This is a genomic window from Actinoplanes sp. TBRC 11911 (assembly GCF_012933445.1).
Taxonomy (GTDB): Bacteria; Actinomycetota; Actinomycetes; order Mycobacteriales; family Micromonosporaceae; genus Actinoplanes.
The window spans coordinates 124,200-145,368 of the sequence record NZ_JABBNC010000011.1; the positions used below are offsets into that span (position 1 = coordinate 124,200).

The window sequence follows — 21,169 nt, forward strand, 5'->3', positions numbered from 1 at the left end:
CTCAGACCAGCCAGTCGCGCAGTAGGTCGGCGGCCGAGTCGGCCGTCATCCCGCAAGCCCTTCCGTACGCCTCGTCGAAGGGGCCGTCGCCCAGGGCGGCCCGGGCCGCGAACGTGATGCGCTCGACGTCGGGCACCGAGCGGTCCCGCGAGCCCCGCACGGCGTCGGCCGCGCCCAGCAAGTAGGCCGCGCGGGACGGGTTGCCCTCGCGCATCGCCAAGTCGGCCAGGCCGACGATGCACAGGGCGATCACCGGGGAGTCGCGGGACTCGATGGCTATCGTCAAGGCCTCGGCGTGCAACGCCCGGGCCGCTGCCAGATCGCCGTCCGCGGCCTCGATCAAGGCCTGGGTGCTTCGCGTCATCGCGCGGAACTGGGGGACGAAAGCCGGATTGTCCATCTTGGACGCCGAGCGGGCGATGCCCTGGCGGGCGCCCTCCAGGTCGCCCTGCATGCGGGCGAAGGTCGCCGTTCCGTACTCGACCGAGGCGATCACCTCGGGCAGGCCGACCTCCTCGGCCAGGACCCGCGCCAGTTTCAGCACGCGGCGGGCCTCGGTGTGCTCGCCCGCCATCCACAACTGGTGGGCGAGCTTGACCTCCAGCTGGGGCAGATCCTCCCGGATGCCGACCTCGCGGACCAGCGCGATCGCCTCCTGCTGCCAGACGGTCGCCTGGGCGAAGTCGCCGCGGGCCGCCGCCATGTCGCCGAGCGAGCTGAGGGCGAACCCGATGCCCCAGCGTTCGCCCAGCTCGCGGAACAGTTCCAGGGCCTCGCGCAGCTCCGCCTCGGCCAGGTCGGCGCTCTGCCCGAAGTTCAGGCGCAGCTGGGCCAGGATCATCCGGGAGATCGCGCGCAGCCACGGGTCCGGGTCGTCGAACAGCGGTTCCACCAGGGCGATGCCGCGTTCCGGGCCGTCGCGGTCGTCGAACATCGTCGAGAGGGGCTTGAGCAGCCGCAGCGCGGGATGCCGTGCGTCGGGGCCGGCGCCGTTGTTCTCGGCGGCCCGGAACTCCTGCTGCACCCGGTCGATCGGCAGGGCGCCCTCCAAGCCGTTGATCGCGGCGAAGGTGTGCATCAGCGCCAGGTCTTCCGGGTCGGCGTCGCCGGTCATCCGGGCCACTTCGTCGGCGATGAGCGCGCCCTCCGTGCGGTGCCCGCGCAGCCACCAGTACCAGCCGAGGCGGGCGACGAACGCGGTGGCGGTCGGGGTGTCGCCGACGTCGATCGCGGCGCGGATGGCGGCGTGCATGTTGTCGTGTTCCTCGCTGAGACGGCGCAGCCACACGAGCTGCTCGCGGCCGCGTAACTGCGGCTCGGCGCGGTCGGCCAGGTCGAGCAGCCAGCGCGCGAGCGCGATCCGCTGCGACTCGGTCTCTCCGGCCTCGGCCAGCCGTTCCAGCCCGTACTCGCGAATCGTCTCCAGCATCCGGTAGCGGCCGTCGGTGCCGAGGGTGAGCAGCGACTTGTCGACCAGCGCGCCGAGCACGTCCAAGCCGGTGCCGCAGACCTGTTCGGCGGCGGTCACCTCGGCGCCGCCGTGGAACACCGCGAACCGCCGCCACGCCATGCGCTCGTCCTCGCCGAGCAGATCCCAGCTCCAGTCGACGACCGCGCGCAGGGTCTGGTGCCGGGGCAGGGCGCTACGACTGCCGCCGGTGAGCAGCCGGAACCGGTCGGCCAGACGGTCCGCGAGCACGGCGATCGGCAACGTGCGCAGGCGCGCGGCGGCGAGCTCGATCGCCAGCGGCATGCCGTCCAGCGCCCGGCACACGCGTACGACCGGCTCGGTGGTGTCCTCGCTCAGCGCGAAACTCGCGGCGCGATCGAGGAGGAGGCGTACGGACGGGAAAGCGGAAGCGGTCGTCGCGTCCGCGCCCACCGGCGGGAGGGCCAGCGGCTCGACCGGAAAAAGACGTTCGCCCGGAATGCCCAGCGGCTCGCGGCTGGTGGCCAGCAGGCGAAGGCCGGGCGCGGCGCGCAGCAGCGTGTCGGCGACGTGCGCGGCGGCGGCCACGAGATGCTCGCAATTGTCCAGGATGAGCAGCATGTTCCGGCTGGCGACGGCCTCCTGCAGACGGACGAGCGGCGGCACGTCGACGGTGGCGCGTTCGAAGACGAGCTGACCGCGCAGATTCAGCGCGGTCGCAATGGCCTGTGGCACCTCGGCCGGGTCGGTGACCGGGGCCAATTCGATGCGCCAGACCTCGCCCGGAATGCCCGCGCCGACCTCGACGGAAAGCCGCGTCTTGCCGCTGCCGCCGGGCCCCAGCAAGGTGACGAGGCGATTAGCCACAATCAATTCCCGCACCGTACGCACGTCGTGGTCCCGGCCGACAAAGCTGCTCATCTCGGCGGGCAGATTGCCCTTCGCCGGCGTGTCCGAGCGCAGAATGTCGACGTGCAGCCGGGCCAGTTCCGCCGACGGGTCCACGCCCAGCTGATCGGCCAGTCGCCGCCGGGTCGTCTCGAAGACCTCCAGCGCCCGCGCCGCATTGCCGTTCTTGTGCAGCGCGCGCATGAGAAGCGCGGTGAGTTGCTCGTCTAACGGGTGCGATCGAAGAAGACCCTCGAGTTCCGGTACGGGATTTTCGGCCGCCCCCAGTTGGGCTTTCGTGGCGGTCAGGCGCAGTTCTTCGAGGCGTACGGCGTCGGCTTGTGCCACCGGGGGAAAGTCGAGGTCGCCGCGCCAGAGTTTGAGGGCTTCGGCCGGCTCGGCATGGGCAAGCCGGACAAATCGGTTGACATCCACTTTGTCGGCATCTATTGCCAGGCGGTAGCCGGTCGGCGCGGCCTCGACGTCGAGCTCGGGAGCCGTCCGGCGCAGCCGGGAGACCAGGGCCTGCAGGGCGTTCGCGGCCTGGGCGGGCGGGTCGTCGCCCCAGACGCCGTCGATGAGCCGGTCCGCGGAGACCACCCGGTTCGCGTCCAGGGCCAGCAGGGTCAGCAGGGTGCGCAGGCGGACGCCCCCGACCGGCACGGCCTCCCCGGTGCGGGCGCGTAGTTCAACGGGCCCGAGGACCGCGATCTCCACCCGTCTGATTCTGCCCTGCCGGGCAAACCCATTCCGCCCCCGGCGCGGTTCGAATCCTCAGGCGGGTCTCAGTTGATCGGCGCGCAGGTGGCCGGTGCTGGCAACTTCGACAACCGTCAACGCGTCGAGAATGGTGACGGCGCCGGGCGGAAAATCTTCCGGGACGGTTTGGTCACCCGGCAGCGCACGGAGGAAATCGGCCGTGATGCCGCCGTGCGTGACGACGGCGATCGCACCGGGCTCGCGTTCGCATTCACGGCAGAACGCCAGCATCCGCTGCCCGGCTGTGCGCGACGAATCGCCGACCCGTGGCACGAAGTCGCGGTCACGGACGGTTCGGGCCCAGTCGTCCCGGAACTGCTCCGACGACACGCTGCCGTCCCAATTCATCCGCTCACGCAGCCGCTCGTCGACGTGAATCGGCAGGTCACCGGCCTGCGCCGCGATGCATTGCGCGGTCTGCCGGGCCCGCAGCAGCGGACTGCTGTAGAGAGCGCCGATGCCCTGGCCGCTCAGCCACACCCCGGTCAATGTCGCCTGCCGGCAGCCGCGCGGGGTCAGCGGCGGATCGCCGGCCGCGGCCACCGTCTCGGCATGCTGCACCACATAGATACGCGCCATGCTCTTACTCGACCACAGTCAGCAGCTTTTTGCCCTTCTCCACGATGTAGGTGGCGAGTTCCGACCCTTCCGTGGTGCCAATGTTGCGCACCGAGTGGACCGCGCCGGCCGGGACGGTCAGTACCTCGCCGGGGCCGTAGATCTTGGTCGGCCGGCCCTCGACCTCGTACTCCAGTTGACCCTCGAGCACGTAGATGACCTCCTCGCCGGGATGGAAGTGCCGCAGCGGCGGGAAGCCCGGCTGCACGTAGACGCGCGACTGGATCACCTCGCGTCCCGGGGTGCTGAGGTCGTAGCGCTGCAGGTCGGTGCGCCAGAGGCCGGGCGCGACCCGGGTCCGTTCGTCGGTCATGGGGCCAGTCTGCGGCGGCCCGGGGGGCCTCGAGTCCGTGTGACACCCGGCGGGTGCACGGGTGGTTCCCCTCTCAGATGTTGGATTCGCCGTTCTTCGCGCGTTCGGCGGCCACCTGGCGTTCGACGGTGCTCAGCGGATCGGGGTCGAGACCTGCGGGAATAAGCCGTCCGCGGAGCGCGGCGGCCCGGCCGGCCCAGCCATGGGCTTTGCCGGCGACGACGTCGAGCCGGGCGTGCGCGTCGAGCGCGTCCAGTTCGTGCCAGGCCAGCCGGTGCCGGACGGCAAGCCGCAGGGCGGAGTCCGCGTCGTCGCGGCCGCGTCCGAGGTGAGCTGGGTCGCCGGCCGCGGCCCGGTCCGCATGGATGCCGGCACGGACGGCGAGCGCCGCCGCTTGCGCCAGCACCAGCTTCCGAGGTCCGGCCAAGGTGAGCGCCTCCGCGACGTGTTGGTCCGCTGCGTCGAGGTCGCCGTCGGCGCGGGCGCACTCGGCCAGCATGGTCAGGGTGAGTGCCAGCTCGACCAGGAAATCTCCGTCGCGAAGGATAACCACCGCGGCCGCTACCTTTTCTCGCGCGGCATGAGGTCGGCCGACGGTGAGGTCGAGCGAACCGAGTATTCGATCGCACAGGGCCAGGTCGTCGTTCCAGCCGTTCTCCGCACAGATCCTGCGGTTGGCGTCCGTCAATGTCCGGGCGGCGGCGTGCCGGCCGGTCCGGACAAGAAACTCGGCCCACCACACGCCGGGGAAAGAAAACATATGGTCGTTACCGGGTGGCTCGGCGTACTCGAGGCGGTCGGCGAACATGAACCGTTCCTCGGCGGCGCGGGATTCCCCCAGCAAGGTGAGCAACCACCCGCGCCATTCAGCCGCGTTGGCGAACGCGCTCGTGGTGTCCACGCGTGCGGCGACGGCGGTGCTTTCCTCGGCCGCCTCCCACGCCGCATCGATGTCCCCGACATGACCGAGACACTCGATCAGATTCCGCCACGTGCGCTCAAGACTGCGGACGTCACCGGCGTCAACGTCGAGATCGATCGAAGCCAGTTGATACTCCTGGGCAGTCACCGGGTCGCCGGTGATGAATGCGAAGAATCCGGTGCCGCGCATGTACGACGCCAGACGATCCACGCCCAGGTGGCTGGCGCACGCGTTGCGGTGATCAACAGTGTCCACGAACGCAGACGTAGCGCGGAGACCCAGCCCGGCCGCGGCAATTGGATCCATACCGTTCCCGCATCGGTACGAGTTCGGTTCTGAAACAGATCGTCAGCGGCTTGCCATTGATCGGCGGCGACCAGAAGCTCGATGGCTTCGACGACTCGACGCCCGTCCTCGCGACTCACGATCGTTCCGGCGGGCAGGCCGGTAAGCGTAGCGTCCGCTGCCATCTCGGCGGCATCCAGCGCCAGGGGCCGAAACGCATCCCGGACCAGCGGATGGGCGGCCAAGGTGCCGTCCGGATGCCAGGACAGGAGCCCGGTCAGCCGGGAGCGGGCGACCGCCTCCACCCGGCCGGCCGTCCATCCATCGAGATGGCCGCCGAACCTTTCGTGCCGAGCGACAGCGAGCACACTGTCCGGAGTGACCGGACGGGCGAACAATGCCACGGCGGCGACGAGATACTGATCCGGTTTCGACAATCGCGTGCCGTAGAAACGAAGCACCTTGGCGACGCGCGCATCGGTGCTGGCTGTCGCCGCAAGCCCGGTCCGAAGGCTGGCGAGATCTGAGGTCGGCGGCCGGTCGGCCAGTATCGCGCCCAAGGCGGCCACCGCGAGGGCATGCCCATCGACACCGATCACCAGCTCTTGCCGTTCGATCTCGGCCAGCCAGCCGCCGCCGGCAGCGGCCAGCAGTGCCGCCCCCTCGGCGGGGGTGAACGGCGGTACCTCCAGTATCCGGGCGGTGTCCCCGTCAAACCGCTCCAGGTCGGCGAACGGAAACCGGGAGGTCAGCGCGACCAAGCCGCCGTTGGGGATCTGGCAGGCGCCGGTCAGCACCTCGCGCAACGTGCCATCCAATAATCGGCCGAACTCGGTCCCGGCCGGACCCTCCTGGGCTACTTCCAACCCGTCCAGCACCAAAACCAGCGGTACCACACGGAGCAGAGCCAGCACCGCCGCGCCCAGCCGGCCGCGGGTAGCCACCACGATGCCGAGGTTCTCCGCAGCCCATGTCAACAGGGCGAGGGCCCATCGTTCGGCGGAGGCATCGGCGTAGAAACTCCAGCCGAACAGCCCGCGGAATTCCGGACGTGCGACCGCCCCGCCGTGCCGCTCGAACCATTCGGTGACGAGCGCCGTCTTGCCCGCCCCGCCCCAGGCCGTCACCCCGACGAGCCGCACCGTCGGGTCGGCCGCCCACCGCGACAGACGGGCCAGCTCCTCCGAACGGCCGGTGAAATTCGACACGGGCTCCGCCGGTGGCGTCCACTTCACCGGCATTTCGGCTGTGCCGTGCCGGGCGGGCGGGTTGGCCAGGCCGGCTGTCGGCGGGAAAGCGGGTGCGGTGAACCCGCTGAGCAGCGCCTGCAACGCCGAATGGTCACCGTTGGGGGCGCGATACAGGATCAGCTCCGCCCCGTACTCGATCGCTGCCATGGCCCGCAACGTCTCCGGGTCCATCCCGCCGTCCGGGTCCCAGCCCATCACCGCCACGTGCCGCGGTGCCCCGCCCGGGTCGATGGCGGTGCCGGTCTGCTCGGCCACCTCGCGCAGCACCGCGGCGATGCGCTGGTCGGCGAAGCTGAACCCGATCCACACCAGATGCGAGCGCCGGACCAGACCGGCCAGCACCCGGCTCAGCTTTCCCGCGTACGCGCGCCGGTACTCCGAGGCCGCCAGCACTATCGCGTCCGGCTGGTTGTGGTGGCCGTGCGCGAACAACACCGGCAGCTCGTCGTCGCCGAAAATGTCGTCGGTCTCCCACCGGTCCAGGTTCAGCTCGTCGGTCCACGACGTGAAGCCCGTGCCGGACGCCCGTGGCCGTACCCGCATGCGCGCGTCGATGATGCCGGGGTCGTAGTTCGTGGTCACGACCGCCTGGAACGGGCAGCGGCACACCAGCTCGTGCGTCGGCGTCCACGTCCGGCCCGACTCTTCGTCATGGCGTACCCGGAAAACGTCTCGCAGCGCGGCCTGATAGCGATGCGCACCCAGATGCTGCCGGACCAGCGCGACGGCCGTGTCCGGTCGTTGTGCGGCGACCGCCCGGATCGTCGCGGCCGTTTCGTCGCTGAGGCCACGCGCTGACGCCACGTCGACGAGGTCGCCGATGACCGCGGTCCACAGCGGATAAAGCGGCGCCGACACGCCGGCACCGAGGAACGCCACCGCGTCGCCGCCGTCGAGATAGCGGCGTAACGCGTCGAGCCCCGCCGCGTTGACCCGGGCCAGGTCGTCGTCCGACATGGCCCCACCATGCCAGGACGATCGAGCCCGGCCCATCCCACGAGCGTGCTACTCGGCCGCGCGAGCCGACGATGCGACGTGTTCACGCATGCATATGTGGCTGTTTGGCGGTGGGATACCTCGTGCCTTCAAGATCGTTCGGTGAAATCGAGATCATCGCGCCGATGGCGGGCCATTGTGGTGACCACGGTCACCACCGTGGTGGCCGCGGCGTCCACCGGTGTCGTCGTCACGCCCGCCGCCGCCAGCGCGGCCGCGGACAAGACCAAGCCGGTTGACTACACGTCGTTCGTCGACCCGTTCGTTTCGACGGCGGGGGACGACGGCAACGACCTACCGGGCGCTCAGGCGCCGAACGGCATCGTGAAGGTCAACCCCCTGACCGTGCCGGGGCGTAACCATTCGGGTTACGACTACAACCAGACCCACATCGCCGGGTTCACCCAGACCGACCTGGACGGGGTCGGCGGCTCCGGGGGCGGCGGTGACATTCTCGTGGTGCCGACCGAGGTCGAGTACGGTGCCCGGCCGTCGACCGGGTCGTACTCGCACCCGTTCACGCACCAGAACGAGACCGCCACGCCCGGGTATTACCAGGTGCGGCTGGGGGAGATCTCGGGTCATGACGGCGCCGTGCAGAACGGGCCGGGCGCGATCAACGCGGAGGTGACCGCGACGACCCGCACCGCACTGCACCGCTACACCTTCCCGGACGGCGCCAAGCCGGAACTCGTCGTCGATCTGAACAACAACTTCACCAGCCGTACCGGATCATCGGTCGACGTCAAGAGCCTCAGCGACGGCCGGGTCTCGTTGTCGGGCGACATCGCCGGGAACTTCAACGGAGCTTCCTACGCGCTGCACTACTACGCCGAGACCGAGCAACCCGTCGTGTCGTACAAGACGTGGGGGTCGGGTCAGTTCGGGGACGTGGCATCGCGTCGCGGTACCGACACCGGTGCCATTCTCACCTTCGCGTCCAAGAATGTCGGCCTGCGGGTCACCGTCTCGCCGATCAGCGCGGACCAGGCACGCGTCGACCAGGGCGCCGAGGTCGGAAAGCTGACGTTCGACGGCGTACGGGATGCGACGAAGGCGGTCTGGAACAAGCAGCTCGGCCGCGTCGATGTGTCGGCCTCGGTGAAGGCCGACTCGGACGGATCGCTGAAGCGCCTGTTCTACACCCATCTGTACCGCATGTTCGCGTTGCCGATGAACGCGACGAGCACGTCCGGCACCTACCGCGGTGTCGACGGCGTGGTGCACAAGACCGGCGACTTCACCTACTACGACGCATGGTCGTCGTGGGACGACTTCCGCAAGTATTCGGTGTTCGCGTACGTGGATCCCGAGATGTACCGCGACATGATCCAGTCGCTCATCTACCTCTTCGCCGACGTGCAGAGCACCGGCAAGGCGATCGGCGGGCTCACCCAGTCGGTGCCGACCGTGCGCTGGGAGCGCTCGGCGGTGATCATCGCGGACGCGCTGTCGAAGGGCTTCACCGGCTTCGACCGGCTCGACCAGGCGTACCCGGCGTTGAAGAGCTACGTCGGCTACTACAACGGCAATCAGCTGCGCCAGGGGTACATCGAGGACCACCCCGGTGACTCGGTGCAGCGCGGTTACGACCAGTGGGCGCTGTCGATCATCGCCGACGAGCTGGGCCGGACCGACGACGCGACGCAGCTGCGCGCGCAGGCCGAGCTGCCGATCGCGAACCTGTACAAGCCGGGCGCGTGGACGGCGGCCGACGGCGCCAAGGTCGGACTGCTCACGTCGCGCAACGCCGCCGGTGACTGGGGCACCACCGACTACGCACAGTTCGAGGGCGCGAACCTCTACCAGGGCACGCTCTGGCAGTACAACTGGTATCCCGCGTACGACATGGACGGTGTCGTCAAGGCGATGGGCGGCCCGGCCGCGGCACAGGACGCGGTCGAGCACTTCATGGGTGCGGACGATCCGGACAACGGCCTCGCGATGCTGCACTCGAACGCCAACGAGATCGACCTGCAGGCGCCGTACCTGTTCAACTACGTGGGGCTGCCGAGCCTGACGCAGAAGTCGGTGCGCACGATCTACACGAAGGACAGCTGGAACCGCTACATCGCCACCGGCAGCACCGACGAGCTGCCCAGTGGTAGCGGCGAACTGCACCCGCCGGTCAAGACCAAGGTCTACCAGCTCGACCCGCACGGCTTCCTGCCGACCATGGACAACGACGCCGGCACGATGTCGACGATGTTCGTGGCCGCCGCCATCGGCCTGTTCCCGGTGACCGCCGGCTCGTCGCAGTACCAGATCGGCTCGCCGTTCTTCGACCGTACGACGATCTCCTACGACGACGGGCGCAAGTTCAGCGTCTCGGCCGACGGCGTCTCCGGCGACTCGTACTACATCCAGTCGGCCTCGCTCGACGGTGCCTCGTTCGGCAACACCTGGGTCGACTACCGCACGCTCGTCGACGGCGGTTCGCTGGACGTCCGGATGGGCGCGAAGCCGTCGAGCTGGGGCACCCGCGGCAAGCCGGCGTACTCGCTGAGCACCGCGGGCAACGGCGGCGGCACCCCGAGCGGCACCACCGTGCACGCGTCGCCGACGACGATTGCGGCCGGGACCGACAGCCGCGTCAACGGCACGATTGAGCTCTCGTTGCGCGGCGGTGCGAAGTTCCGCGGCGCTCGCGGCAAGAGCCTCGTCAAGAGCGGCACCGCCATGATCCACGACCTTCCGGCCGGCGTGTCGGGGGATGTGATAGGCGTCGACTCGACGAAGGTCCGCGTGGTGCTGTCGGGTAAAGCCGCGGCGGACGCCCGTTTCTACGTCACCTTCACCGACTCGGCGTTCACCGGGCACGCCTCGGCCGCGCAGGTGACCGGCGACGGCCTGTCGTCGCGCGACGCGCTGTCGATCTCGGTCGCCGCGGCGGAACGCGCGACGCTGACGAAACTCGTCGACGAGGGCCTTCTGGTACGCCAGGGCAATTATTCGTACGCGTCGTACCAGGCATTCCGTGGTTCGCTCGAGCGTGCCCGGACGGTGCTCGCCGACGACGCCTCGACCAGTGCGACGCTGCGCAACGCGTCGGAGTCGTTGACCGGCGCGGCCGCGGCGTTGACCCTCGACCAGGGCGCGTACCGCGTGCTGGAGGCCGAGCAGTCCGACGAGTGGTCGGGCGGCGACCTGAAGAACGAGGCGTTCAACTCCAGCGGCAACCTCGGCGGCGTACGGGACGGGTCGTGGATCCGTTATCGCAACCTCGACTTCGCCGACGTGGCGCCGAAGACGCTGACGATCCGGTACTCGAGCTCGGCCTCGCCCACCGGCGCGCCGAGCTCGGTCGAGGTGCACGCCGGGACGCAGGACGGTCCGATCGTCGGCAAGGCGACGCTGCCCGGCACCGGCGACTGGGCCAAGTACGTCACCACCCAGGCGGAGATCACCGATCCGGCGGCGCTGGTGCAGGCCCGCGACGTGACGCTGGTCTTCCACGCCCCGGCCGGGCAGGACTGGGTGTCGAACTTCGACTGGTTCCAGTTCCTCTCGACCACGCCGGGCGACGGGGACTCGGGTACCACTCTTCCGCCGCTCACCGCGTCGACCGCCGCGCAGACCGGTGACGGCAAGCTGCCGCTCAACCTGTCGCGCGGGCTGTTCGAGAACGTGACCGACGGCGCGTGGGCCAAGTGGAACGGTGTCGACCTCGGCACGAACGGCGTCCAGAACGTCACCGTGTCGTACGACAAACCGCGCTCGCGGGCGGCCTCGGACTCGCACATCGAGCTGCACCTCGGCGCGGCCGACGACAAGCGCATGGTCGACATCCCGTTGCCGTACACGGGAGACGGCTGGGGCACCGAGGGCACGGCCACGGTCGCCGTTCCCGCGTCGGACTTCAAGGGCGTGCAGGACGTCGTCGCGGTATTCCGTTCCAGCACCCAGAGCGATGCACAGCCGTACGTGGGGAATGTGACGTCGTTGACCTTCACGGCGGCGGCATCCGCGCCGGCCAGCGTGGTGGTCGAGGCCGAGAAGTGGGCGGCCAACAGCGGTAACGGTCTCAAGAGCGAGCCGAACAGCTGGGACGACGGAACGCAGGTCACCGACCTCGGCGGCACCTACAACGGGGCGTGGCTCGACTACGGCGCGACCGACTTCGGGTCGAAGGCGCTGGAGCAGGTCTCGGTGCACTACGCGAACAACTCGTCGCGGTGCGGGCAGAACTCGGCGATCGATGTCTACCTCGACCACTTCGACCCGGCCGCGCCCGGCGACCCCTACGTCACCATTCCGCTTCCGGTGACGGGTGCGGCGTGGCAGAACGCGGCGACCACCACGGTGTCGCTGCCCGCCGGGCTGACCGGGTCGCACCGGGTCTACCTGCGGCTGCGGACCACTGCCGACGCCAACCATCCGTACGTGGCGAACATCGACAACCTGACGTTCGCGCCGGCTGCGGTGACCGACGACCCGCCGGCCGGTCCGGTGGACAAGTCGGCCCTCAACGCCGCGATCACCGAGGCCACGCCGTACGTCGCCGACAAGGCGCGCTACGACAGCATCGACTTCGGGGTGTTCGAGCGGGAACTCGGCAACGCCCGCGCGCTCGCCGGATCGGAGACCGCGACCCAGCTCGACGTCGACGCTCAGGCGCGGGCACTGCGGTTGGCGTACGGGCAATTGGTCCCGCGGGCCCGGCTGTCGCTCGAGAACGCCGTCGAGCTGGCCGGGTCGGTCGTGCCCGGCCGCTACACCGACGCCTCGTGGAAGGCGTTGACCGGCGCACTCGCCACGGCCAAGGCAAAGCTTGCCGATACTGCCGCGAGTGATGCGGCGCTGAGCAGCGCGGAGGCCGCGCTGACCAAGGCGCTCTCCGGCTTGAAGGTCAAGCCGGATCAGGTCCCGGCGGCCCCGGCGGCCGTCTCGATCGAGGGCGGTGCGGGCAGTGTGACGGTGCGCTGGGCGGCGCCCTCGGACGACGTCAAGCGTTTCGTGGTCGCTCTTCAGGACGGGCACGAGCTCACCGTCGACGATGCGGGGCAGACGTCGGCGGTCTTCACCGGGCTCAAGCGCGGCACCCAGGCACGTGCCCGGGTACGCGCGGTGAACGCGGTCGGGGCGTCCGCCTGGTCGCCGTTCACCGAGCCGGTCAAGGTGGGCACGACGGCACCGCTTCCGCCGCGGGTGCAAGCGGTCCGGACCGAAGGCAAGGACGTCCGCGTCTCGTGGACCGCGAACGGTGACGGCGGCGACCGGATCCTGGCCTACCGCGTGACCCTCGACCGGAAGCGCACGCTGATCGTCGCGGGCGACGCCACTTCCGCCGCGTTCGTCGGCGTCGGGGGCGGCTCGCACACGGCCCGGGTGGAGGCGATCAACGCCGTGGGTGACTCGGCGACGCCCGCTCCGGTGGCTCCCGCACCGGCTGCGGCGACCCCCGGGCCGTTCCCGGCCGAGGTGTTGTCGGCGCACTACGACTCGGACTCGTGGCCGTCCACGCCGGACGGCAGCCCGTACTTCGTCAACCTGCTGCGCGGCGTCAAGCAGCTCGGCCCGGACGTGCGTGGCGCCAATGAGACGGTTGCGGACCCCACGGCGTACAACGACACCAAGGCGCTGGAGATCAACGCCGCGGCGTCGAGCGCGCAGGTCGACCGTGCCGAGAACGACGCGGACCACGGCTCGGACGTCACGATGGCGGACGGGCTCGGCTCGCGTCTCGGCGACCTGTATCTGAAGGCTCGCAGCGACGGCAAGCTGCCGAAGACCGATGCGCTGTTCGGCCGGATCACGGCGGGGCTGGACGGGACCGGAGCCGCGAAGGACTTCTACGCCTACAAACGCCCGTACGTGCGGATGGGGCTGGTCGGCCAGGGCGGTCTGGTCCGTGACTCCAGCAACGGCTCGTACGCTTCGCTGGCGGGCGACGGGTCGTTCCCGAGCGGCCACAGCTACGGCGGCTACACGGTCGGCACGTTCCTGGCCACGCTGCTGCCCGAGGTCGCGCCGCAGATCCTCGCGCGGACCTCGGAGTACGGCGACAACCGGATCGTGCTCGGGTTCCACTACCCGCTCGACGTGATGGGCTCCCGGATGACCGGGCAGGCCACGGTCGCGCACCGCTGGGCGGATCCCGCGTTCGAGGACCTGCTGATGCAGGCGCACGACGAGATCGAGTCCGTGCTGCTGGACGAGTGCCGCGATCAGGGCTTCGACTCGGTGCTCGCCTGCGAGGGCGACCCGTACCGCGGGCTCGGCACCGGCCAGGCCGAGTCGCTCTACACGGATCGGCTGACGTACGGGTTCCCGCAGGTGGGCAAGCCGAGCGTGCCGGCGAACATCCCGGACGAGGCCGGCGCGTTGCTGACGACCGCGTTCCCCGACCTGACGAACGCGCAGCGGGTGCAGGTGCTGCAGCAGACGGCGCTCGACTCGGGCTATCCGCTCGACCTGACGTCCGCGGGCGACCCGAGCTGGCAGCGGATCGACCTGGTACGGGCGATGACCGCGCACGTCAAGGTGAATCACGACGGGACGGTCACGGTCACGAACTACCCCGACGACACGGAGGCGAGCGTGGCGACTGCTTCGTCGCTGACGGTCGACGGGGTGGCGGTGGACGGGTTCGACGCGGACACGCAGACGTACATGGTCGACTGGCCGAAGAACCGGCGCCTGCCGTCGGTGGCCGCGAAGCCGACCGAGCACGGTGCGAAGGTGTCGGCGTCGACCGCGAAGGACGGGACGACCGTGCTGACGGTGCGCTCGCCGAACGGCCAGGTCAGCCGTAGGTACACGGTGGCGTTCTTCCGTACGCACTGATTTTTCAAGCTAAAGCGGCGGTCGCTCTTGCGGCCGCCGCTTTTTCGTATCTGTAGGAACCTCAAGGACGGAAATACGGGGCGGTTGGGACGCGATCACCGTGGGGCTGCTCGGCGGTGGGGTTCGCGGGCGCGAGTCTGGCCCTGCTGAGGATGACCAACGACGAGTTCGACGCGCGCTGAGCCGCATCGTTTACCCTGCCGTCATGGGGAGCGCCGAGCTGGATGAGCTGATCGTCGCGGACGCCGGGGCGCTGCGCGCGTGGTTGTCGGCCAACCACACGACGTCGCCCGGCGTCTGGCTGGCGCTCACCAAGAAGGGCGGCACCGTCACCACGCTGACCTGGCAGCAGGCGGTCGACGAGGCGCTGTGCTTCGGCTGGATCGACGGGCAGGCCCGGAAACGGGATCAGGAGAGCTCGTGGATCCGGTTCACCCCTCGTCGGGCCCGCAGCGCCTGGTCGCAACGCAACACCGCGCACGTGGCCCGGCTGGAAGCGCAGGGGCTGATGCGGCCCGCGGGTCGCGCCGCGGTGGACGCCGCGAAAGCGGACGGGCGGTGGGCGACGGCGTACGCCCCGCCGTCGGAAGCCGAGGCACCGGCCGACCTGCTCGCCGCCATCGCCGCCGTCCCGGCCGCGCAGGCCATGTTCGACGTGCTCACCAAGGCCAACCGGTTCGCTCTCATCTACCGGCTCAACGCCGTCAAACGGGCGGAGACCCGGGAGCGAAAGATCGGCGAGTTTGTCGAGATGCTCGCCCGCCACGAGACGTTCAACCCGCAGAAGGCCAAGCCACCGACCTCGCCGTGATGCGGGCGCGGTCTTCATCGCCGAGCGAGGCGATCGAGGGTCACTTGCCGAGGCGTACGGGCAAAGCAAAAGCGGCGGTCGCCGGAGCGACCGCCGCTTCCCGATGTTGCCAGGTCAGACGTTGTAATACATCTCGAACTCGTGCGGGGTGGGGCGCAGGCGAACGGGGTCGATCTCGTTCTCGCGCTTCCACTGGACCCACGTCTCGATCAGGTCGTCGGTGAAGACGCCGCCCGCGGTCAGGTACTCGTTGTCGTCCTCGAGGGAGTTCAGCACCGCGTCCAGCGAACCCGGCACCTGCTTGACGTCGCCCCACTCCTCGGGCGGCAGGTCGTACAGGTCCTTGTCGATCGGGGCCGGCGGCTCGATCTTGTTCTTGATGCCGTCCAGGCCGGCCATCATCATCGCGGAGAACGCCAGGTACGGGTTCGACGACGGGTCCGGGACGCGGAACTCGACGCGCTTGGCCTTCGGGTTGTTGCCGGTCACCGGGATGCGCGTGCAGGCGGACCGGTTGCGCTGCGAGTAGACCAGGTTGACCGGGGCCTCGAAGCCGGGCACCAGGCGCCGGTACGAGTTGACGGTCGGGTTGGTGAACGCCAGCAGCGACGGCGCGTGGTGCAGCAGGCCGCCGATGTACCAGCGGGCGGTGTCGGACAGCCCGGCGTACCCGGTCTCGTCGTAGAACAGCGGCTCGCCGCCCAGCCAGAGGCTCTGGTGGGTGTGCATGCCCGAGCCGTTGTCACCGAACAGCGGCTTCGGCATGAAGGTGACGGTCTTGCCGTGCTCCCAGGCCGTGTTCTTGATGAGGTACTTGAACATCTGCATCTGGTCGCCGGCGTGCAGCAGCGTCGAGAACTTGTAGTTGATCTCGGCCTGGCCCGCGGTGCCGACCTCGTGGTGGGCGCGCTCGACGGTGAAACCGGCGTCGATCAGGCGGCGGACCATGGCGTCGCGCAGGTCGCTGTAGTGGTCCAGCGGCGCGACGGGGAAATAGCCGCCCTTGTACGAGGTTTTGTAGCCCCGGTTGCCGCCTTCCTCCTCGCGGCCCGAGTTCCACGCGCCCTCGATCGAGTCGATGTAGTAGAACGACCGGTTCGCGGCGGTCTCGTGGCGGATCGAGTCGAAGATGTAGAACTCGGCCTCGGCGCCGAAGTACGCGGTGTCGGCGATGCCGCTGGACGCCAGGTACGTCTCGGCCTTCTTCGCCACGTTGCGCGGGTCCCGGGAGTAGGCCTCACGGGTGAACGGGTCGTGGATGAAGAAGTTCAGCGCGAGGGTCTTCTGGGCGCGGAACGGGTCGATGAAGGCCGTGGTGACGTCCGGCAGCAGCATCATGTCGGACTCGTGGATGGCCTGGAACCCGCGGATCGAGGACCCGTCGAAGGCGAGGCCGTCGGTCACCACGCTGTCGTCGAACGATTCGACCGGGGTGTTGAAGTGCTGCATCACACCGGGCAGGTCACAGAACCGTACGTCGACGAACTTGACGTCCTCGTCCTTGAGGTATCGCAGCAGTTCCTCGGGATTGGCGAACACACGTCCTCCTGGCACAGGATTTCGATGCGAGGCGGCTGGGTCGCCGCATGGCATGGTTAAGCTGGTCGCGACGCTATGGGTCGGGAGTTGCCCGCTCGTATCCCTATTGTTTCCGCCGTGTTACGGACGCTGTGAGCTAAGCCGCGCCCTTCACCGTACGCGACGACGGCGCTCCCTGACCCGGAAACCGGCCGGATACGCTGGAGGCATGGCGACGCGTGATTCCGGTGCTCTCGACCTGGGCGGTACCCAGGTGGCTTCGTTCGGCCGCCGGTTCCTCGCGCTGCTGATCGACTGGATCGTGGTGACCGTGATCGCAGCCTTGATCGTCGACTCGCTGCAACGCAACCCGTGGCCGCAGCTCGGGCTGTTCGTGCTGGTCCACGCGTTCTTCGTCGGCCTCTTCGGACGGACGATCGGCATGGCGATCCTCGGGATCCGGTGCGTTTCGGTGGTCGACGGCGGTGCCATCGGCATTCCGCGGGCGCTGCTCCGAGGCGTACTGCTGGCGCTGGTCATTCCCGCGATGATCTCCGACGGTGACGGACGCGGCCTGCATGACCGCGCCGCCAAGTCGGTGATGGTGTCGCCGCGCCAGTGAGGCCCGTGTTTACCGGGGGCCTTTACCGGGGGCGCGGCTGGCGGATGTTCTGCGGGCGCATGTTCTTCGGGATCGCGCCCTTCGGCATCTGCGGGCGCGCCATCAGGGCGGCGAGACGCTTGTCGAGGGCGTTGACGTCCTTGCCGGTCAGGTTGCGCGGCAGGCGCATCAGCGTGGTGCGCAGCTTGCGGATGGGCAGCTGGCCCTCGTCGTTGCCGATCACGTAGTCGTACAGCGGGGCGTTGCCGATCACCTTCGACAGGCGCCGCTTCTCACCGCCGAGCAGGCCGCGCACGCGCTGCGGGTTGCCCTCGGCCAGCAGGATCACGCCGGGCCGGCCGATCACCACGTGCACCATGTCGAACTGCGTCGTCGAGCTCGCCGCGGCCCGCACCCGCCAGTCGCCCCGCATGTTCTCCACCAGGGAGGCGGTGGCGCCGGGCTGGTCCTCGGCGGCGTTCATCATCGCGGCGTTCGACCGCAGGTTCAGCACGATCACGCCGGCCAGCAGGGCCAGCAGGATGCCGACCGGGATCCAGACGATGCCCCAGCCGAGAAGCACGACGGCCACGGTGAGCGCGAGCGGGATGGCCACGGCGGCGATCACCATGGGGACGAACCATTTGTCCCCCTTTGCCGTGAAGGCGATCACCTGGCCGATCTGCTTCAGCCGCGTGCCGAACGACACCTTCTCCTGGGGATTTGCCATAACTCGAAAGTGTAGTGGGGCTGAGCCTCCTTACGCGGCCCGGGCACCCGTGGGACCCGGGGTAAGGAGGCTGAGCCGCCGGAAATGAGGCTGCCGCCCCATGCCCGGGACCCCTCTTCGCGAGCAATGTCGATGTCAGCGAACGACGACCTTCGAAGCGAGGAGAAAGATCATGTTCCCGTACGCCGATGCCCAGTCCCGGCTCGACATCAACCAGCAGCGGATCGACGACATGCTGCGGCTCGCCTCGTCACACCGTCAGGCCCGGGCCGTTTCCGCCGGCCGGCAACGCCGCCTGGGCCGGTGGCCCCGGCGGCACCGGTCGCACGCGACCGTGACGGCGTGATCGATGAGCGCCATCGCCGGGGAGCGATTTTTGTCGTACCCCCATGGCATGCTCGACCTCATGACAGCGCACGCTCACAGCGAGGTTCTGGTCGGCCGCGAGGCCGATCTCGCCGTGCTGCGTGACGCCCTGAAACGAGTGCGCCATGCCGAGCCGTCGACCGTGCTGGTCGGCGGCGAGGCCGGGGTCGGCAAGACCCGGCTCGTCGAGGAGTTCCGACGGGGGCTCGACGCGTCGGTGCGGGTGCTCACCGGCCAGTGCCTGGAGCTCGGGGAGGAGGGCTTGCCCTTCGCCCCGTTCGCCGGGGCGGTCCGCGACCTGGTCCGGGCCCAGGGCACCACCGTCCTCGACGGCAACGAGCGCGAGTTCGCGCGGCTGCTGCCCGAGCTGGGTCCGCCACCGGAGTTCGGTGACGCCCGGCGTGGCCTGCTGTTCGAGTCGGTGGGCGCGCTGCTCGGGCGGCTCACCACCGAGCAGCCCGTGGTCCTCGTGATCGAGGATCTGCACTGGGCCGACCGTTCCACCCGCGACCTCATCGACTACCTGGTCCGCTCGGTCCGATTACCGCAGCTTCTGCTGATCGCGACATATCGCAGCGACGAGCTGCACCGCGGGCATCCGTTGCGCCCGTTCCTGGCCGAGCTCGAGCGGGTCCGCGGCGTGCAACGGCACGAGATCGACCGGCTCGACCGCGAGGGCACCGCCGAGATGCTCGGCCACCTGATCGGCGTCGAGCCCGACCCGCCGACGGTCGACGCGGTCAACGAGCGCGCCCAGGGCAACCCGTTCTTCATCGAGCAGTTCGCCGCCTCCGCCGACCCGGCCTGCGGCGACATCCCGGCCACCCTGCGCGACCTGCTGCTGTCCCGGGTCGACCTGCTCAGCGAGCCGGCCCAGCGGGTGCTGCGCGTGGCCGCGGTCGGCGGCACCCAGTTCGGCCATGAGCTGCTGGCCCAGGTCGCGGGCATCGACGAGGCCGCGCTGGAGTCCGCGTTGCGGTCCATCGTCGCGGCCCAGCTGGTGGTCTTCGACCCCGACGGCGGTTACGAGTTCCGCCACGCACTCGTGCGCGAGGCGGTGCACGACGACCTGCTGCCCGGCGAGCACGCCCGGCTGCACGGGCGCTACGCCCAGGCGCTGGAGGCGGCACCGCATCTGGTCGCGGCCGACCGCGCCGCCGCCGAGATCGCCCACCACTGGCACGCCGCCCGCGACCATCCGCGCGCGCTGGTCGCGGCCAAGAGCGCGGCCGACGACGCCGGGCGCCGGTTCGCGTTCGGCGAGCAGGCCAAGCTGCTCGACCGCGTGCTGGAGCTGTGGGAGGACGTGCCGGACGCCGAGACCCGCCTGGGCGTCGGCCACCTCGACCTGCTGGAGGAGGCGGCACTCGTCGCGATCGACTCGGGCGAGCACATGCGGGCGCTCAGCCTGACCCGGGCCGCGCTCTGCGACCTGGACGCCGACGCCGAGCCGTTGCGCGCGGCCCGGCTGCTGGCCCGGCGGTCCAAGCTGCTGCGCAACGCCGGCAAGAGCGACGGGCATGAGGAGAGCGTCGAGGCGTACCGGCTGCTCACCACCGCCGAGCCGAGCGCCGACCGGGCCCGCCTGCTCGCCGACGTGGCGTACCTGTTGAACCTCACCGACACCGACCTGGCCTGGCAGGTGGCGCGCGAGGCCATGGACGAGGCCAGCGCGTTCGGTGACGCGGCCGCTCACGTGTCCGCCGAGATCACGTTCAGCGAGGCCTGTGTCGGCACCGCCTCGGTCGAGGAGGCGATGCCGTCGATGGTCGCCTCGATCGGCCGTGCCCGCGAGGCCGGCGATCTCCCCGGCCTGACCCGGGGCCTCGTCGTGATGTCGGATTTCCTGTTCGGGCTGGGTCGATATTCGGAGTCCGCCGACGCCGCGGCCGAGGGCGTCCCGCACGCCGACCGGGTCGGCATCAGCCGCACCAGCGGGGTCTTCCTGCTGGCCAACCACGCCGAGGCGCTGATCGCGCTGGGCCGCTGGGACGAGGCCGACGCTCGCCTGGCCGAGGCCGCCCGGCACGATCCGCCGGGGACGCTGGCGTTGCCGTGGCTGCGGCTACGGGCCTTCTTGCGGTTGGCGCGCGGCACGGATGGCGCCGACGCGCTGGTGCAGCGGGCCGCCGGGTTCCTGCGTAAGCCGTTCCTGGACGCGGAGAACCGCCTCTGCATCCACACGCTGCGCATCCTGGCCACCCTGGCGGTCGACGACATGGCCGCGGCCGTGGCGGCGGCGAATATCGCGTTGGCCGATCCGGCGGTGCTGCAGAGCGCCCGCTACGGGTGGCCGCTGCTGTCGGCCGCGGCCCGCGCGGCGGCCGAGTCGGGCGACCCGGCGCTGGCCAAGACGGTCCGCCTGCTGGCCGCCGGCCTCGCCCCGCTCAGCCCCGCCGACGAGGCGTACCAGGCGACAGCGTCCGCCCAGCTCGACGGCGGTGCTTCGCGGTGGCGGGCGGCGGTCGAGGCGTGGCGCGCCGACGGCCACCCGTACCAGCTGGCCGAGGCGTTGCTGGGCCTGGCCGAGTCGCAGGCCGCCGACCGCCCCGCCGCGGCCGAGTCGCTGAGCGAGGCCACCGCGATCACCGCCAGCCTCGGCGCGGTCCCGCTCTCCGAGAAGGCCGACACGCTGGCCCGCCGCCTGGGCATCCGAGCGGCGTCCGCGGCGGTGGTGGCCGAGCCCGGCACGGAACTGCTGACCGCGCGGGAGCGCGAGGTGCTGCGCCTGGTCGCGCAGGGCCAGAGCAACAGCCGGATAGCCGCCAGCCTGTACATCTCGCCGAAGACGGCGAGCGTCCACGTGTCCCGGATCATCGCGAAGCTGGAGGTGGCGAACAGGGTGGAGGCGGCCGCGGTGGCGCACCGGTTGGGGCTGCTCGCGGATTGACGCGGGC

12 protein-coding genes are annotated in these 21,169 nt (G+C 70.1%); 5 read left to right on the top strand and 7 right to left on the bottom strand.

Features of this window, described 5'->3' with window-relative positions; genetic code table 11:
- Position 1: 1 nt before the first annotated feature.
- The 5 genes from HH310_RS17765 to HH310_RS17780 form a co-directional block, all read right to left on the bottom strand.
- Positions 2–3,034: a BTAD domain-containing putative transcriptional regulator gene (locus HH310_RS17765; protein WP_312034164.1), complete on the bottom strand. Its 3,033-nt coding sequence runs from the start codon at positions 3,032–3,034 to the stop codon at positions 2–4.
- A 57-nt stretch (positions 3,035–3,091) separates the two neighbouring features.
- Positions 3,092–3,655: a histidine phosphatase family protein gene (locus HH310_RS17770; protein WP_169176677.1), complete on the bottom strand. Its 564-nt coding sequence runs from the start codon at positions 3,653–3,655 to the stop codon at positions 3,092–3,094.
- A 4-nt stretch (positions 3,656–3,659) separates the two neighbouring features.
- Complete coding sequence (locus tag HH310_RS17775; protein ID WP_169176678.1) at positions 3,660–4,007, bottom strand: cupin domain-containing protein; 348 nt, start codon at positions 4,005–4,007, stop codon at positions 3,660–3,662.
- 73 nt (positions 4,008–4,080) lie between these two features.
- Entirely contained in the window at positions 4,081–5,139 is a 1,059-nt protein-coding gene (locus tag HH310_RS45380; protein WP_312034165.1) for a hypothetical protein, read from the bottom strand.
- Positions 5,073–7,421: an SIR2 family protein gene (locus tag HH310_RS17780; RefSeq protein WP_312034166.1), complete on the bottom strand. Its 2,349-nt coding sequence runs from the start codon at positions 7,419–7,421 to the stop codon at positions 5,073–5,075. The genes HH310_RS45380 and HH310_RS17780 overlap by 67 nt, the downstream gene beginning before the upstream one ends.
- Before the next feature lie 141 nt (positions 7,422–7,562).
- Between HH310_RS17780 and HH310_RS43860 the strand changes: the two genes are divergently transcribed.
- Both HH310_RS43860 and HH310_RS17790 read left to right on the top strand, forming a co-directional pair.
- Positions 7,563–14,246, top strand: a complete 6,684-nt coding sequence (locus HH310_RS43860; RefSeq protein WP_312034167.1) for a glycoside hydrolase domain-containing protein — start codon at positions 7,563–7,565, stop codon at positions 14,244–14,246.
- A 205-nt stretch (positions 14,247–14,451) separates the two neighbouring features.
- Entirely contained in the window at positions 14,452–15,057 is a 606-nt protein-coding gene (locus tag HH310_RS17790; protein ID WP_169176680.1) for a YdeI family protein, read from the top strand.
- 114 nt (positions 15,058–15,171) lie between these two features.
- On the opposite strand, the gene glnA is transcribed toward HH310_RS17790, so the two are convergent.
- The gene (glnA, locus tag HH310_RS17795; RefSeq protein ID WP_169176681.1) at positions 15,172–16,596 is read right to left on the bottom strand and encodes a type I glutamate--ammonia ligase; all 1,425 of its coding nucleotides are present in this window, start codon (positions 16,594–16,596) and stop codon (positions 15,172–15,174) included.
- A gap of 208 nt (positions 16,597–16,804) precedes the next feature.
- On the opposite strand from glnA, the gene HH310_RS17800 reads away from it, so the two are divergent.
- Positions 16,805–17,197, top strand: coding sequence for an RDD family protein (locus tag HH310_RS17800; protein WP_169176682.1), 393 nt, complete (start codon positions 16,805–16,807; stop codon positions 17,195–17,197).
- A 22-nt stretch (positions 17,198–17,219) separates the two neighbouring features.
- Here the strand turns inward: HH310_RS17800 and HH310_RS17805 are convergent, their stop codons facing one another.
- Positions 17,220–17,906: a DUF4191 domain-containing protein gene (locus HH310_RS17805; protein WP_169176683.1), complete on the bottom strand. Its 687-nt coding sequence runs from the start codon at positions 17,904–17,906 to the stop codon at positions 17,220–17,222.
- 172 nt (positions 17,907–18,078) lie between these two features.
- Between HH310_RS17805 and HH310_RS17810 the strand changes: the two genes are divergently transcribed.
- Together HH310_RS17810 and HH310_RS17815 are read left to right on the top strand one after the other, a co-directional pair.
- Positions 18,079–18,252: a hypothetical protein gene (locus tag HH310_RS17810; protein ID WP_169176684.1), complete on the top strand. Its 174-nt coding sequence runs from the start codon at positions 18,079–18,081 to the stop codon at positions 18,250–18,252.
- A gap of 60 nt (positions 18,253–18,312) precedes the next feature.
- Positions 18,313–21,162 carry an AAA family ATPase gene (locus HH310_RS17815; protein ID WP_248294104.1) on the top strand — a complete coding sequence of 950 codons (2,850 nt, stop codon included), beginning with the start codon at positions 18,313–18,315 and terminating at the stop codon, positions 21,160–21,162.
- Positions 21,163–21,169 lie beyond the last annotated feature (7 nt).

Excerpts from the sequence above, each read along its gene's own strand:
- HH310_RS17775 (WP_169176678.1), bottom strand. The coding sequence starts at position 4,007 with ATGACCGACGAACGGACCCGGGTCGCGCCCGGCCTCTGGCGCACCGAC.
- HH310_RS17800 (WP_169176682.1), top strand. The coding sequence starts at position 16,805 with ATGGCGACGCGTGATTCCGGTGCTCTCGACCTGGGCGGTACCCAGGTG.
- HH310_RS17790 (WP_169176680.1), top strand. The coding sequence starts at position 14,452 with ATGGGGAGCGCCGAGCTGGATGAGCTGATCGTCGCGGACGCCGGGGCG.
- HH310_RS17770 (WP_169176677.1), bottom strand. The coding sequence starts at position 3,655 with ATGGCGCGTATCTATGTGGTGCAGCATGCCGAGACGGTGGCCGCGGCC.
- HH310_RS17805 (WP_169176683.1), bottom strand. The coding sequence starts at position 17,906 with ATGGCAAATCCCCAGGAGAAGGTGTCGTTCGGCACGCGGCTGAAGCAG.
- HH310_RS17780 (WP_312034166.1), bottom strand. The coding sequence starts at position 7,421 with ATGTCGGACGACGACCTGGCCCGGGTCAACGCGGCGGGGCTCGACGCG.
- HH310_RS17810 (WP_169176684.1), top strand. The coding sequence starts at position 18,079 with ATGTTCCCGTACGCCGATGCCCAGTCCCGGCTCGACATCAACCAGCAG.
- HH310_RS17815 (WP_248294104.1), top strand. The coding sequence starts at position 18,313 with ATGACAGCGCACGCTCACAGCGAGGTTCTGGTCGGCCGCGAGGCCGAT.